Origin of the sequence: Mycobacterium sp. PSTR-4-N, from assembly GCF_022348085.1 — a bacterium.
Taxonomy (GTDB): domain Bacteria; phylum Actinomycetota; class Actinomycetes; order Mycobacteriales; family Mycobacteriaceae; genus Mycobacterium.
Genome location: NZ_JAKRFN010000015.1, coordinates 55311 through 69165 on the forward strand (window position 1 = coordinate 55311; position 13855 = coordinate 69165).

A 13855-nucleotide genomic window follows, 5' to 3' on the forward strand; every position below is an offset into this window, starting at 1 on the left:
TCCTTCCCGTTCTCCGCGCGCATGGTGTCCTGACTGGGTAGTGTCCCCGCTGGCGACGTCGAGACACCAGGCGAGGAGGCCGCAGCGGCATGGACGGTCAACCCGACCTCTGTATCGGTGGTGCATGGCGGCACGCCTCCGACGGCGGCACCCGCGACATCGTCGACCCCGCCGACGGCAGTGTCGCCGCGGTGGTCGACGAAGCCACCCCTGACGACGCGGTGGCCGCCGTTGCGGCGGCCCGCGCCACTTTCGACGACGGATCCTGGCGTGCCACTCCGGCATCCGAGCGGTCCGCGCTGCTGCACCGGGTCGCGGAACTGTTGCAGCGCGACAAAGAAGACCTCGCGCTGCTGGAGACACGTGACACCGGAAAGACGTTGGCGGAGAGTCGTATCGACATCGACGACGTCACCTCGGTGTTCCGGTATTACGCGCGGTTGATCGGTGTCGAGACCGACACGCTCGTCGACGTCGGGGACCCGACGGTGATCAGTCGGGTGGTCGCCGAACCGATCGGCGTGTGCGTGCTCATCGCGCCGTGGAACTATCCGCTGCTGCAGATGTCGTGGAAGGTGGCTCCGGCGTTGGCGGCCGGCTGCACCATGGTCGCCAAACCCAGCGAAGTCACCCCGTTGAGCACCATCGCGTTCGTCCATCTGCTCGACGAGGCGGGCCTGCCGCCGGGTGTGGTGAACCTGGTGCAGGGTAGCGGTGCAACGTTGGGCGCCGCACTCACCGACAACCCGGACGTCGACTTCATCTCGTTCACCGGCGGCCTGTCGACCGGGCGCACCATCGCCGCGACCGCCGCCGCGCACGTCACCAAGGTGGCTCTCGAACTCGGCGGTAAGAACCCCCACATCGTGTTCGCCGACGTCCGCGACAGCGGGGACTGGGACGCCGCCGTCGACCACGTCCTCACCGGGGTGTTCCTGCACTCCGGACAGGTGTGCTCGGCGGGCACCCGGGTGATCCTCGAGGAGTCCATCGCCGACGACTTCGTCGCCGCGCTGGCCGAACGAGCGGCCACGATTCGCGTCGGCAACGGGCTCGACCCGGCCAGTGAGACCGGGCCCCTGGTCTCCGAACAGCATCGCGCCAAGGTCGAAAGCTATGTGGCGCTGGGAATCTCAGAAGGAGCGAAGCTGGTGTGCGGCGGGTCGCGGCCCACCGACCCCGCCCTGGCGAACGGGTTCTTCTATCTGCCGACGATCTTCGACCGCTGCGACCGGTCGATGCGCATCGTCGCCGAGGAGACGTTCGGGCCGATCATGACCGTGGAGCGCTTCACAGGCGAGGACGAGGCGATCGCGCTGGGCAACGACACGCGGTACGGGCTGGCCGCCGGTGTCCGCACGTCGGATTCGGCTCGGGGCGAACGCGTGGTACGCGCGCTGCGGCACGGCACCGTGTGGCTCAACGACTTCGGCTACTACACCGCCGGCGCGGAGTGGGGCGGGTTCGGAGCCTCCGGTAACGGACGCGAACTCGGACCCACCGGGCTGGCCGAATACCAAGAGCTCAAACACATCTGGCACAACACGGCGCCCGCCCCCGCGGGCTGGTTCACGAACCCCGTCCGCTAGCAGAAGGGCACTCTCATGGTGATCAAACAGCCTCACCCCGACAGCGGCATGGAGGACTTCGGCTACAAGGAGTCCCTGGACCGCAGCATCGGGAAGTTCGCCAGCTTCGCGGCGGGCGTCAGCTACATCTCGATCCTGACCGGCACGTTCCAGCTGTTCTACTTCGGGTTCGGTACGGGCGGGCCCGCGTACCTGTGGTCCTGGCCGATGGTGTTCGTCGGCCAGATGGCCGTCGCGCTGTGCTTCATGGAACTGGCGGCGAAGTACCCCGTCGCGGGCTCGGTCTACAACTGGAGCAAAAAGCTCGGAAGCCGGCTGGTCGGCTGGACGTCGGGATGGCTGATGCTGACCGCATCCATCGTCACGATCTCCGCGGTGGTGCTCGCGTATCAACTGAACCTGCCGCGGCTGTGGAGCGGATTCCAGATCATCGGCGACGGCACCGGCACCTACGACTTCGCCACCAACGCCGTCGTTCTCGGCACCGTGCTCATCGTGTTCACCACGCTGGTCAATGCACTCGGCGTCAGGCTGATGTCGATGATCAACAGCGCCGGGGTGTTCATCGAGCTGATCGCCGCGGTGCTGATCGTGATCATCCTCGCGATCAACGTCAAGCGCGGGCCCGACGTCTTCTTCTCCACCAACGGTTACGGCGCGGGGGAGAGCTTCGGCTACCTCGGCGCCTTCTTCATCGCGTCGCTGGCCTCGCTCTACGTGATGTACGGCTTCGACACCGCGAGCTCACTGGGAGAGGAGACCGTGGAACCGCGAAAGACCGCGCCCAAGGCCATCTTCCGCGCGATCCTCGCCTCGTTCGTGATCGGCGGCGGCATCCTGGTGTTCGCGGTGATGTCCGCCCCGGACCTGAACGACCCCCAGATCGGCGAGAGCAGCGGCGGCCTGCAGTACATCGTCGAGCAGGTGATGTGGGGCCCGCTGGGCAAGGTGTTCCTCGTCTGCATCGTGGTGGCGGTGACGGTCTGCACCCTGGCCGTGCACACCGCGGCGATCCGGCTGTCGTTCGCAATGGCGCGGGACAACGCGTTGCCGTTCGGGGAGAAGCTGGCCACGGTGAACCCGAAGACGCAGACCCCGATCGTGCCGGCCGTGACCATCGGCGTCATCGCCGCGATCATCCTGGCGATCAACATCAGTCAGCCCAAGATCTTCACCGTGCTGACCTCGATCGCGATCATCATGATCTACCTGGCGTACCTGATGGTCACCGCCCCGATGCTCAAGAAGCGCTTCCAGGGGCAGTGGCCGCCCGCCGATCTGAAAGAAGGCGGCTACTTCACCATGGGCAAGTGGGGCCTGCCCGTGAACATCTTCGCGGTCCTGTGGGGGGCGAGCATGGCACTCAACCTGGCGTGGCCACGCGTCGCCGTGTACGGCGACCCCTGGTACAACACCTGGGGTGCGTTCGTCTACATCGGTGTGATCGTCGGCTCGGGTCTGCTCTGGTACGCAATCAAGGGACGCAACCACATCGGCACGCTGAAGTCCCACGCCGCCGAGAGCGTGGCGGAGGCGCGCGCCGATGGCTGAGACGGGCGTGTTCGACTATGTCATCGCCGGGGGTGGCACCGCAGGCTGTGTGCTCGCCGCCCGGTTGTCCGAGGACCCCGCTGTCACCGTGTGTCTGATCGAGGCGGGACCGTCGGACGTCGGCGACGACAAGATCCTGGTGCTCTCGGAGTGGATGCAGCTGCTGGACTCCGGCTACGACTGGGACTACCCGGTCGAACCCCAGGAGCGGGGCAACTCCTTCATGCGGCACGCCCGCGCGAGGGTGCTCGGCGGGTGTTCCTCGCACAACTCGTGCATCGCCTTCCATCCGCCGGCCGAGGCGCTCGACGAGTGGGCCGCGATGGGGGCGACGGGCTGGAGCGCGGCCGAGGTGCTCCCACTGGTCGACCGACTCACCCAGACGGTGACGCTGCGCGACGTTCCACCCGACGATCCCTGCGGCGCAGCGGTTCTCGAGGCCGCGGCGATGGTCGGGCTGCCCACGGTGTCGTTCAACCGGGGCGAGACGGTGCGCAACGGCGCCGGCTGGTTCCAGATCAACGCCGGTGATGACGGCATCCGGAACTCCACCTCGCACGCGTTCCTGCACCCCATTCTGGGCACGCGCACGAACCTGGAGGTCCGGACCGACACCTGGGTGTCGGAGATCTTGTTCGACGACGCGCTACGGGCGACCGGGGTGCGCTACCAGCGGCCGGATCTGACCGGCTACGACACCGTCGCGGCCCGCCGTGAGGTGATCGTCACCGCCGGCGCCATCGACACCCCGAAGTTGTTGATGCTCTCCGGGATCGGGCCGACGGCGCATCTGCGCGAGATCGGCATCGACGTCCGTGTCGACTCGCCGGGAGTGGGCGCCAATCTCGACGACCATGTCGAGGGGCTGGTGTTCTGGGAGGCCGCCCAGCCGATGGTGACCACCTCGACGCAGTGGTGGGAGATCGGGCTGTTCACGACGATCGACGAGGGCGTGCGCCAACCCGACCTGATGATGCACTACGGCAGCGTGCCGTTCGACATGAACACGCTGCGCCGCGGCTACCCGACCACCGACAACGGATTCTGCTTGACGCCCAACGTGACTCAGGGCCACTCGCGGGGCACGGTGCGACTGAGCACCCGCGATTTCCGCGACCGTCCCCGCGTCGACCCTCGCTACTTCACCGATCCGGACGGCTACGACGACCGAATCATGCTCGCCGGGGTGAAGCTGGCCCGCCGGATCGCCGAACAGTCGCCGCTGGCGCCCTGGGTGGCGCGAGAGCTCGCGCCCGGGCCCGACGCGACGACCGACGACGAGCTGCTCGACTACATCCATCAGTGCCACAACACCGTCTACCACCCGGCCGCGACCGCGCGGATGGGTGCGGCGTCGGATCCGATGGCGGTGCTCGACCCTGCGCTGAGAGTCAAGGGCGTCACGGGCCTGCGCGTGGTGGACGCGTCGGCGATGCCGAAACTGCCTGCGGTGAACCCGAACATCACGGTGATGACGATGGCGGAGAAGTGTGCCGACCTCATCCGAGCCGGCTGAGCACGCCGGGCTGCCCCGGTTCCTGGCCGAGCACACCCCGTTCCAGGCGGCGACCGACGACGAGCTGAGAGCGCTGGCGCAGGGCGCTGCGATCGAGGCGTTTCCCGCCGACGTCGTCGTGGCCGACTACGCCTCCCGCGTACCCGACGCCGTGTGGATGGTGCGCGACGGGCTTGTCACGCTGCGTGGCAGTGGGGACGGCGCGTTGATCGATGTCGTCGGACCGGGCGGCATCTTCGGCTACCTGCCTCTGCTCAGCGGTGCCGGAATGGACTTCCAGGCGAGGACGTCCACACCCAGCACGTTGATCAGGCTGCCCGGCACCCTGGTGCAGCAGCAGTTCGCCAAGCCGACCGGGCTGGCATTTCTCGCCGCGTCGGGATGGAACCGCGCTGCCGAGCGGGCGACCATCGCGCCGGCCACCGACGCCCGGCCGGTGTCGGAGTTGGTCCACGGCGAGGTCCTGCTGGTCGCACCGGACGAGACCGTGCGCGATGTGGTGACCGAGATGACCGAGCACCACGTGTCCTACGCGCTGATCCGGTTGCCTGACGGGGGTCTGGGGATTTTCACCGACCGCGATCTGCGGACCCGGGTGGTGGCGGCGGGCCGGTCCGTCGACGTGCCCATCGCGTCGGTGATGAGCGCACCTGCGCGCACCGTCACCGCGGATCTGACGGCCGACAGCGTACTGATGGAGATGCTGGAGTGCGGGCTCCGGCACATGCCTGTGCTGACGCCGCGAGGGGAGGTGCTCGGCGTCCTCGAAGACGCCGACCTGCTGGCGGCGTCGGCGCGCCAGAGTTTCCTGCTTCGCCGCTCGATCGCGCAGGCCGAAGACGCCGCCACGCTGCGCGAGGTGGGCCGGCAGGTCACCGGTACCGCTGTCGATCTGTTCCGCAACGGCACCAAGGCGGTGGCCACGAGCGCGATCCTGTCGGTCGTCGTGGACAGCCTCGTGCGTCGCGCGGTGGAAATCGTCGTGGCGCACGCGGACGATCCGCCGCCGGACGGCTTCGCCTGGCTCACCCTGGGCAGTGTCGCGCGCCGCGAAGCGATGCCGTCCTCGGACGTCGACAGCGCGGTGTCGTGGCGCGACGACCTCGGAGCGGACGCCGGCCGGTTCCGGCAGATCGCCGCCGACGTCCACGAACTGCTCGCGCAGGCAGGTCTGCCGACCGATCGCAACGGCGCCACCGGCGACAAGCCGAAATTCTCACGCTCCCAGTCGGAGTGGCGTACCGCCGCGCAGGGCTGGCTCGCCGAACCGCTGCAGGGGCGGGGGTTGATGTTCTCCTCGCTGCTGATCGACGGCCGCGTCGTCTGGGGTGATCCGGGATTGCACACGGTGCCATCGGCCTACCACCGCATCCGCGAGCAGTACCCGGAGGCGTTGCGCCTGCAGTTGCTCGACGCGCTGTCGGGCCGGATGCGTACCCGCTCGCTGCGCGACGTGTTGTCGCGGCGCGGAGGAACGTTCGACCTCAAGAACCACGCGGTCACCCCGATCGTGAACCTTGCACGCTGGGGCGGTCTGGTGGCGGGGGTGACGTCGGCGGCGACGCCTACCCGGCTCGCCGCGGCCGCGCAGGCCGGCGCGCTGACCGACCGGGACGCCGGCACGCTGACCGAGGTGTTCACGATGCTGCAGCGCATGCGGATGGCACATCAGGTCCAACAGATCAGCGCCGGCCGCCCGCCCGGAGACATCGTCGCGTCCTCGGAACTATCGCCGTTGGATCGCAGTCAACTCGGTGACGGCCTGCGCGAGATCGCCGCCGTGCGACGCCGTGTCGGCACCGTCGGGTTGTCCGGCCGGTAGCGGGTCAGGTCCAGTAGAGCGCGCGCGCAGACGGCAAGGTCGCGGCGAGCTCGCTGTCGAACCATGAATGCAGTTGTGCCATGGTCTCTTTGGGGTAGACGTACTTGGCCGCGCCGAACTTGCCGTACTTGCGGGTGCGCACGGATTCGTCCATCTCCAGCTTGGTGCGGGGATACCACGACGTCAGCACGTCCTTGCTGGCCGCGGTGAACCGGTGGGTGATGCACTCGACGGTCAGATCCAGATCGGCGATCTCGGCGGTCGCGTCCGCCACCGACCGCAGCAGCGCCCCGTAGGTGTTGCGCCAGTCCGGGATCGGCATGATCGGCGCGATCGTGAGGCCCACCGGATAGCCCGCGGTGGCGAGCTGGGCCAGCGCCGCCACCCGCCGTGGGAGCCTCGCCGTCCCGCCCTCGAAGCGGCCGGCGACCTCCTGGGCGTTGACCGACACCCGCACCCTGGTGCGACCCCGGTGGGGGAGATCGAGCAGCGGGGCGACGTTGCCGTACTTGGTGGTGAAGCGCAGGCCCACCGGTGCGGCCCAGTCATGGGTGCCGACGTGGCTGATGGCCGCCGACAGCGAGCCGGTCAGGTGTTCGAGCGCCAGGGGATCGGTGTAGCAGGACGCCTCGAACGTGGTTCCTTCCTCGGCGCGCGCCGAGGCCGACGTGACGGTGCCGCGGCCCACGTGCTCGTCCATACCGGCCAGGATGTCGGGCAGGTTGGCGTACACCCGCGTGATCGGCGGTCCGCTCAGGGAGCCGGCGAGATAGCAGTACTGGCAGTGCCCGGGACACCCTTGCGCCAGGTCCATGCGCCAGTCCGCACTGGGTGGGATCGGCTGCATGCGGCGTTTCGACGGCGGTGCCACGACGACCGCCAACGTCTGTTTGGCCGATGAGTAGGTGGACCGGTCGTCGTCGCCGCGCAGCGAAGGCAGCCGATCGCCGGCGAGGACCTCGATGGTGGGCACACCGGCGGCCTCGCACCGGCTGATGATCTCGGCGCCGTGGGGCAGTTCTGCTGCTGATTTCGTGACCAGGACACGCTGCGGCGTCCACAAGACCGGAGGATGGGTGATCGTCATCGCCCGAGGTGCAACAGGAGTGATCTTGTCCTGATTCCGCGAGCTCAGTCTCCGGTGATGACCGCGAGGATGGTGCGCCAAGCATCCGAGGGCCGGTTCAGCATGCCGCTGTGGGCGCCGAACCCCGCCACCGGGCTGCCGTCGTCGTACCGGCCGGCGGCCAGCGGGATCACCCCGGGCATCTCGTCGGGGTCCGCGCCGTGCGGACCGCCCGGAATGCCCTGCACCGCCTCGATGAAGTCGCCCGGTGCTGTCATCGAGAACCGCACGACGTCAGGGTTGCGGTTGTGCCAATCGGACGGGTCGTCGACCCCGACGCCGGCGCCGGCCGCGGCCAGGAACAGGGTGCGGTCCGACGTCATGCCCATCGTCTCGGCCGTGCCGACGATCGAGCCGCCGTAGGAATGGCCGATGACCGTCACGGGCACACCGGGGGCGACCGATCGGTCGACGTCCTCGGTGAACGCGACCAGGCGCGGTGCCATGGCCAGCGCCTTGTCGGGGTCGGCCGCGTCGAGCAGCACGGCCAGCGGGTTGTGCACCTGGGGGAACGGGCCACCGAGGTAGGTGATCACGGCGGCCTCCCCACCTGAGCCCGTCACGAATCGGCGGGCCGTCGCGGTGTTGGCCGCCGAGCCCTCGATCGTGGTGTTGACCCCGGGCACCAGCACGGCGACGCCGCGCGCCGAGGCCAGGTCGCCGTGCAGTTCGATCAGCGACGCGCGGGCGGGGTCGAAGCCGATGATCTGTCGCCGGATGCGATCACCGGCATGGTTCGGATCGTCGACCTCGGCGAGCAGATCCCGGTAGAGGGTGAGCCGGCGCCGGGAACCGTCGTCGTCGCCCGATTCGGCGAGGATCGCCTCGGCGATGTTGACCCGGTTCGCGGCGATCCGCATCGACCAGGGCACGCCGTCGGTGTTGCCCACCTCGCGGGGGAACTCGGCGGCCAGTCGGTCGCGCTGCTCGGCGGTCATCGCCGCGATCTGCGCCGCGATCGCGTCCTGCCCCATCCGCGGCCACTCATTCACCGCGCCGACGGGCACGTTCGCCGCCGGGCCGCCCGCGGCCTCGGGCTTCATCGCCGCCGTGATGTCGGCGGCGGCGTCCTCGTCGGCGGTGCCCAGCCGCCGAAGGCCCGCGATGATCTCCGCCTGCAGATGGGCCCCGCGCACCTCGAGCATCTCGGCGGCCGCTGCAGCGTTGCCGCCGGCCAGCAGGACCAGTGTCGGGTCGGCGACGCCGGTGTGGGTCACCGATCCGTCGTCGGCGACGACGAAGCCGTCGCGTCGGGCCGTGTCCACGATGTCGAGCAGATCGCCTCTGACCGTGGCGATCTGGCTGCCGCCATCGCCGGCGGCCACCGATGCCGCGATCATCGCCCGCGACCGGGCGGCGGCTGCGGAGGCGAGCTCGCGCGCGCGGTCCGCGGCAGCGTCGGCCGAGCGGCCCGCCCAGTACTCCCGGCCTGCCTCGGCCAGTGCCGCGACGTCATCGGCGGCGTCGTCGAGGCGACGCGCGGTCGCATCCCAGCGCTGGGCGAGGTCGGCCAGCGCCTCGGGCCGCCAGGTCTGCGCCTGCGGCACCGTCAGCGGCGTCACCCGCCCACCCGGTCGGCGGCGTCCCGGTCTGCCCGCTCGAACGCCTCGGCCGAGCGGCGCGCGGCCAGCGCCCACCCCCGTAGGCCGGCGACCATGTCGTCGAACTCGTCGGTCAGCACCGGGGCGGCCGTCACGGCGGCGACGGCCGAACCGGGCAGGGCGGCGGTGTCCAGGGCCGGGCACCGGAGCCCCTCGATGTCGTCGGCGATCCCGGCGATGCGATCAGCCAGCTGGATCAGGCGCTCGACATCGACCCGCGTGATTTCCCCCATGGTTCATGCTGGCATTCGAACGGCGCCGCACCGGGAGTTATCCACAGGCGTCTTGGGCGTGGGCGCCCACGCATGCGCCGACCAGCTTGTAGTCTCGATGAGGTGCAGCGACGGATCATGGGCATCGAGACCGAATTCGGCGTGACCTGCACCTTTCACGGGCATCGCCGGCTCAGCCCGGACGAGGTCGCCCGCTACCTGTTCCGGCGGGTGGTGTCGTGGGGCCGCAGCAGCAACGTCTTCCTCCGCAATGGCGCACGCCTGTATCTGGACGTGGGCAGCCATCCCGAATACGCGACCGCCGAATGTGACAACCTCACCCAGCTCGTCACCCACGACCGCGCCGGCGAGCGGGTGCTCGAGGATCTGCTCATCGACGCCGAGCAACGCCTGGCCGACGAGGGCATCGGCGGGGACATCTACCTGTTCAAGAACAACACCGACTCGGCGGGCAACTCCTACGGCTGCCACGAGAACTACCTGATCGTGCGCGCCGGCGAGTTCTCGCGGATCTCCGACGTGCTGCTGCCGTTCCTCGTCACCCGCCAGCTGATCTGCGGCGCCGGCAAGGTGCTGCAGACGCCCAAGGCGGCGACGTTCTGCCTGTCGCAGCGCGCCGAGCACATCTGGGAGGGCGTCTCGAGCGCCACCACCCGCTCGCGCCCGATCATCAACACCCGCGACGAGCCGCACGCCGACGCCGAGAAGTACCGGCGCCTGCACGTCATCGTCGGAGACTCCAACATGTGCGAGGCCACCACGATGCTCAAGGTGGGCTCGGCGTCGCTGGTGCTGGAGATGATCGAGGCCGGTGTCGCGTTCCGGGACTTCTCGCTGGACAACCCCATCCGGGCGATCCGCGAGGTCAGCCACGACCTGACCGGCCGCCGGCCCGTGCGGCTGGCCGGGGGCAGGCAGGCCAGCGCCTTGGACATCCAGCGCGAGTACTACGCACGCGCCGTCGAGTATTTGCAGACCCGCGAACCCAACACCCAGATCGAGCAGGTCGTCGATCTGTGGGGCCGCCAGCTCGACGCGGTCGAGAGCCAGGACTTCGCCAAGGTCGACACCGAGATCGACTGGGTGATCAAGCGCAAGCTGTTCCAGCGCTACCAGGATCGCTACAACATGGATCTCTCCGACCCCAAGATCAGCCAGCTCGATCTCGCCTACCACGACATCAAGCGGGGCCGCGGCGTCTTCGACCTGCTGCAGCGCAAGGGCCTGGCCACGCGCATCACCACCGACGAGGAGATCGAGGCCGCGGTCAACACCCCGCCGCAGACCACCCGGGCCAAGCTGCGCGGCGAATTCATAAGTGCCGCACAGGAAGCCGGGCGCGACTTCACGGTCGACTGGGTGCACCTCAAGCTCAACGATCAGGCCCAGCGCACGGTGCTGTGCAAGGACCCGTTCCGGTCGGTGGACGAGCGGGTCAAACGGCTCATCGCGTCGATGTAGCTGATGACCCGGTGAGTTCGTGCACCGAGACCGCGTAGTCGCCGTCGTCGAACGGCGCCCGCTCCCACGTCGCCCAGCGGTGCAGGAGCGTCAGGCCCGCTGACGCCGCGATGTCGTCGTACCGCTGCAGCGAGAGCCTGCCGTCGAGCAGCTGGAAGCCCGCCACGAGCAGGCCGCCGGAGGTGAGCCGGCTCGTGAGCTGCGCGACGACCGTCGATTCGGTGCCCTGGTCGAGGAAGATCATCACGTTGCCCGCCAGCACCACCAGGTCGAACTCGCCGGCAACCACCGTCGCGGTGTCGACGAGATCGGCCTGAACCCACCGCAGACCGGGGGCCTTGTCCCGCGCGACCGCCAGCATCGCGGGATCGGCGTCGACACCGACGACGGAGAAGCCACGCCCGGCGAGCTCGATCGCGACCCGCCCGGTACCGCAGCCGGCGTCCAGGACCCGGGTGCCACCCGAGGCGCGCAGCAGCGATTCCACCAGGTCCGCTTCGCCGTGCACACTCTCACCGGCCTCTGCCAGCTGCGCCCACCGCGCGTCGTAGTCGGCGCCGCGAGGTCGGTCGGAGGACTGCCAGCGGGTGCTCATCGGCCCATGCTGCCATGGCTCGCCGTGACAGCCGTCCGAGCCCACCGTCGATTCGTCCTAAGCTCTACGCCGTGGGGATCTCCAAAGTCGAACGGTTGATGAACCTCGTCATCGCGCTGCTCTCGACGCGCACGTTCATCACCGCCGACCGGATCCGGGACACCGTCTACGGCTACTCCGACGGGTCCAGTGACGAGGCGTTCTCGCGCATGTTCGAGCGCGACAAGAACGAACTGCGTGACCTCGGCATCCCGCTGGAGACGGGCCGGGTGTCGTCCACCGACCCCACCGAGGGGTACCGGATCAACCGTGAGGCGTACGCGCTGCCCGCCGTCGAGCTGACGGCGGACGAGGCCGCCGCCGTCGCGGTGGCCACCCAGCTGTGGGAGTCGCCCGAACTGATCACCGCGACGCAGAGCGCACTGCTGAAGCTGCGCGCCGCCGGCGTGGATGTCGACGCACCCGACGGCGACGTCACGATCACGTCGACGGCGGCGCTGCCCGGGCTGCGCGGCTCCGAGGACGTGCTGGGAATCCTGTTGTCCGCCATCGATTCCGGCCGCGCGGTGCAGTTCCCTCACCGGCCGTCCCGCAGCGAGCCCTACACCACGCGCACCGTGGAACCGTGGGGCGTGGTCACCGACCGGGGCCGCTGGTATCTGGTCGGGCACGACCGCGACCGCGACGCCGTGCGCACCTTCCGGCTCTCCCGCATCGGCGCCGACGTGACGCCGATCGGAGAACCCGGCGCGGTGGTCCGGCCCGCGGACGTCAATCTGCGCGAGATCGTGGCGCGCGTGGTGGGGGACTGGCCCGGCGCCGGGCAGGCCCGCGTCTGGGTCGCCGACGGGCGGGCGACCGCGCTGCGCCGCCAAGCCACGGTCGTGGGCGCGAAGACGCTCGGCGGGCGGCTGGGGCAGGAGATCACGCTCGACATCGGGATGTTCGACCGGCTGGCCCGCGAGATCGCGAGCTACGGCGCCGACGCGGTGGTGCTGGAGCCGGCCTCGCTGCGCGACGACGTCGTGGCGCGTCTGCAGGCACAGGCCGGCGTCGAGCAGGTGAAGGCATGACCGCGCTGAGCACCCGGCTGGTGCGGCTGCTGAACATGGTGCCGTATTTCCAGGCCAACCCGAAGATCACCTATGACGAGGCGGCCGCCGACCTGGGGGTGAGCGTCAAACAGCTGCGCGACGACCTCAACCAGCTGTGGATGTGCGGCCTGCCCGGCTACGGGCCCGGCGACCTGATCGACTTCGAGTTCTCCGGGGACACCATCGAGGTCACCTTCACCGCGGGTATCGACCACCCGCTGCGGCTCACCTCGCCCGAGGCCACCGGCATCCTGGTGGCCCTTCGCGCCCTGGTCGACGTGCCGGGAATGGTCGATCCGGAGGCCGCCCGCAGCGCGATCGCCAAGATCGAGTCCGCGGCGGGTAGTGCCTCGGCCGACGGCGCCGCGGTCGACGAGCCGGCGCCGGCGGAGAGCGAGGCCGCTGCGGCGGTGCGCACCGCGGTACGCAGCGACCGGGCCCTGGCCATCGAGTACTACTCGGCTTCCCACGACATGCTCACCAGCAGGGTCGTCGATCCGATCCGCGTGGTGCTCGTCGCCGACCACAGCTACCTCGAGGCGTGGTGCCGCACCGCTGAGGCGGTCCGCTTGTTCCGCTTCGACCGGATCGTCGACGCCCGGGTGCTCGACGAACCGTCGTCGCCGCCGCCTCCGGCGGTGCAGGCCGGCCCCGACACATCGCTGTTCGACCCGGACACTGCGGACCCGTCGCTGCCGACCGCGACGCTGCGCGTGGACCGGTCGGCGTCGTGGATGTTCGACTACTACCCGCTGCGCGTGCTGCAGGAGTACCCCGACGGATCGTGCGACGCCGCGATGACCTACGCCTCGGACGACTGGATGGCCCGGTTCGTGCTCGGTTTCGGCTCTGCGGTGCGGGTTCTGGAGCCGCACCAGCTGGCCGAACGGGTGCGACGGGCAGCGGTCGCGGCGCTGGACGCCTATCGGGTGGGCCCGGACGGCGGGTAGACTCGGCCGCGACGTCTGGAGGTAACCAAATTGGGTGGTCTACAACCCTGGCACTGGGTCATCGTCATCGCCGTGTTCGTACTGCTCTTCGGTGCCAAGAAGCTGCCGGACGCAGCGCGCTCACTGGGCAAGTCGATGCGCATCTTCAAGTCGGAGATCAAGGAGATGCAGGCCGACGGCAAGTCGGACCAGCCGACCCAGATCTCCTCGGAGCGGGTGTCGGACGCCGAGCGGCCCGTCGGGCACACCGAACCGTCGTCGGACAAGCGCCCCGCCTGAACCGTCACCTCGACACGACGCGGGAGCTGACCGCGTCG

General features: G+C 69.6%; 12 protein-coding genes. 8 read left to right on the forward strand and 4 right to left on the reverse strand.

From position 1 onward, the window contains the following. Nucleotides 1-89: 89 nt before the first annotated feature. The 4 genes from MHN84_RS19210 to MHN84_RS19225 are packed head-to-tail and all read left to right on the forward strand — an operon-like array spanning nt 90 to nt 6478. The gene (locus tag MHN84_RS19210; RefSeq protein WP_241206096.1) at nt 90-1589 is read left to right on the forward strand and encodes an aldehyde dehydrogenase family protein; all 1500 of its coding nucleotides are present in this window, start codon (nt 90-92) and stop codon (nt 1587-1589) included. 15 nt (nt 1590-1604) lie between these two features. Further along, nucleotides 1605-3140, forward strand: a complete 1536-nt coding sequence (locus tag MHN84_RS19215; protein WP_241206097.1) for an APC family permease — start codon at nt 1605-1607, stop codon at nt 3138-3140. Further along, nucleotides 3133-4656: a GMC family oxidoreductase gene (locus MHN84_RS19220; protein ID WP_241206098.1), complete on the forward strand. Its 1524-nt coding sequence runs from the start codon at nt 3133-3135 to the stop codon at nt 4654-4656. The genes MHN84_RS19215 and MHN84_RS19220 overlap by 8 nt, the downstream gene beginning before the upstream one ends. Beyond that, nucleotides 4631-6478 carry a putative nucleotidyltransferase substrate binding domain-containing protein gene (locus tag MHN84_RS19225; RefSeq protein WP_241206099.1) on the forward strand — a complete coding sequence of 616 codons (1848 nt, stop codon included), beginning with the start codon at nt 4631-4633 and terminating at the stop codon, nt 6476-6478. The genes MHN84_RS19220 and MHN84_RS19225 overlap by 26 nt, the downstream gene beginning before the upstream one ends. 4 nt (nt 6479-6482) lie before the next feature. Here the strand turns inward: MHN84_RS19225 and MHN84_RS19230 are convergent, their stop codons facing one another. From MHN84_RS19230 to MHN84_RS19240, 3 genes are read right to left on the reverse strand one after another with little or no spacing between them, the layout of a single operon-like run. After that, nucleotides 6483-7565 carry a spore photoproduct lyase family protein gene (locus tag MHN84_RS19230; RefSeq protein WP_241206100.1) on the reverse strand — a complete coding sequence of 361 codons (1083 nt, stop codon included), beginning with the start codon at nt 7563-7565 and terminating at the stop codon, nt 6483-6485. A 44-nt stretch (nt 7566-7609) separates the two neighbouring features. Further along, a complete protein-coding gene (locus MHN84_RS19235; RefSeq protein ID WP_241206101.1) occupies nt 7610-9166 on the reverse strand; it encodes an alpha/beta hydrolase in 1557 nt (518 codons plus the stop codon). After that, nucleotides 9163-9438, reverse strand: a complete 276-nt coding sequence (locus MHN84_RS19240; protein ID WP_241206102.1) for a hypothetical protein — start codon at nt 9436-9438, stop codon at nt 9163-9165. Before MHN84_RS19240 ends, MHN84_RS19235 begins: the two co-directional genes overlap by 4 nt. A 102-nt stretch (nt 9439-9540) precedes the next feature. Between MHN84_RS19240 and pafA the strand changes: the two genes are divergently transcribed. Continuing rightward, nucleotides 9541-10899 carry a Pup--protein ligase gene (gene pafA / locus MHN84_RS19245; RefSeq protein WP_241206103.1) on the forward strand — a complete coding sequence of 453 codons (1359 nt, stop codon included), beginning with the start codon at nt 9541-9543 and terminating at the stop codon, nt 10897-10899. On the opposite strand, the gene MHN84_RS19250 is transcribed toward pafA, so the two are convergent. Further along, a complete protein-coding gene (locus MHN84_RS19250) occupies nt 10883-11494 on the reverse strand; it encodes a class I SAM-dependent methyltransferase (protein ID WP_241206104.1) in 612 nt (203 codons plus the stop codon). The two genes, pafA and MHN84_RS19250, sit on opposite strands and share 17 nt — an antisense overlap. A gap of 71 nt (nt 11495-11565) precedes the next feature. Here MHN84_RS19250 and MHN84_RS19255 point away from each other — a divergent pair, with 71 nt between their 5' ends. Genes MHN84_RS19255 through tatA form a run of 3 tightly spaced genes read left to right on the forward strand, consistent with a single transcriptional unit; the run spans nt 11566 to nt 13817 of the window. Further along, nucleotides 11566-12567 carry a YafY family protein gene (locus MHN84_RS19255; protein WP_241206105.1) on the forward strand — a complete coding sequence of 334 codons (1002 nt, stop codon included), beginning with the start codon at nt 11566-11568 and terminating at the stop codon, nt 12565-12567. Next, entirely contained in the window at nt 12564-13538 is a 975-nt protein-coding gene (locus MHN84_RS19260; protein WP_241206106.1) for a YafY family protein, read from the forward strand. The genes MHN84_RS19255 and MHN84_RS19260 overlap by 4 nt, the downstream gene beginning before the upstream one ends. Before the next feature lie 30 nt (nt 13539-13568). Next, on the forward strand, nt 13569-13817 hold the full coding sequence (gene tatA / locus MHN84_RS19265) for a Sec-independent protein translocase subunit TatA (RefSeq protein WP_241206107.1): 249 nt from the start codon (nt 13569-13571) through the stop codon (nt 13815-13817). Nucleotides 13818-13855 lie beyond the last annotated feature (38 nt).

What these genes read in the sequence shown, in the direction of transcription:
- MHN84_RS19220 (WP_241206098.1), top strand. Translation starts at nt 3,133, where the DNA reads ATGGCTGAGACGGGCGTGTTCGACTATGTCATCGCCGGGGGTGGCACC.
- MHN84_RS19260 (WP_241206106.1), top strand. Translation starts at nt 12,564, where the DNA reads ATGACCGCGCTGAGCACCCGGCTGGTGCGGCTGCTGAACATGGTGCCG.
- MHN84_RS19210 (WP_241206096.1), top strand. Translation starts at nt 90, where the DNA reads ATGGACGGTCAACCCGACCTCTGTATCGGTGGTGCATGGCGGCACGCC.
- MHN84_RS19240 (WP_241206102.1), bottom strand. Translation starts at nt 9,438, where the DNA reads ATGGGGGAAATCACGCGGGTCGATGTCGAGCGCCTGATCCAGCTGGCT.
- MHN84_RS19230 (WP_241206100.1), bottom strand. Translation starts at nt 7,565, where the DNA reads ATGACGATCACCCATCCTCCGGTCTTGTGGACGCCGCAGCGTGTCCTG.
- MHN84_RS19215 (WP_241206097.1), top strand. Translation starts at nt 1,605, where the DNA reads ATGGTGATCAAACAGCCTCACCCCGACAGCGGCATGGAGGACTTCGGC.
- MHN84_RS19250 (WP_241206104.1), bottom strand. Translation starts at nt 11,494, where the DNA reads ATGAGCACCCGCTGGCAGTCCTCCGACCGACCTCGCGGCGCCGACTAC.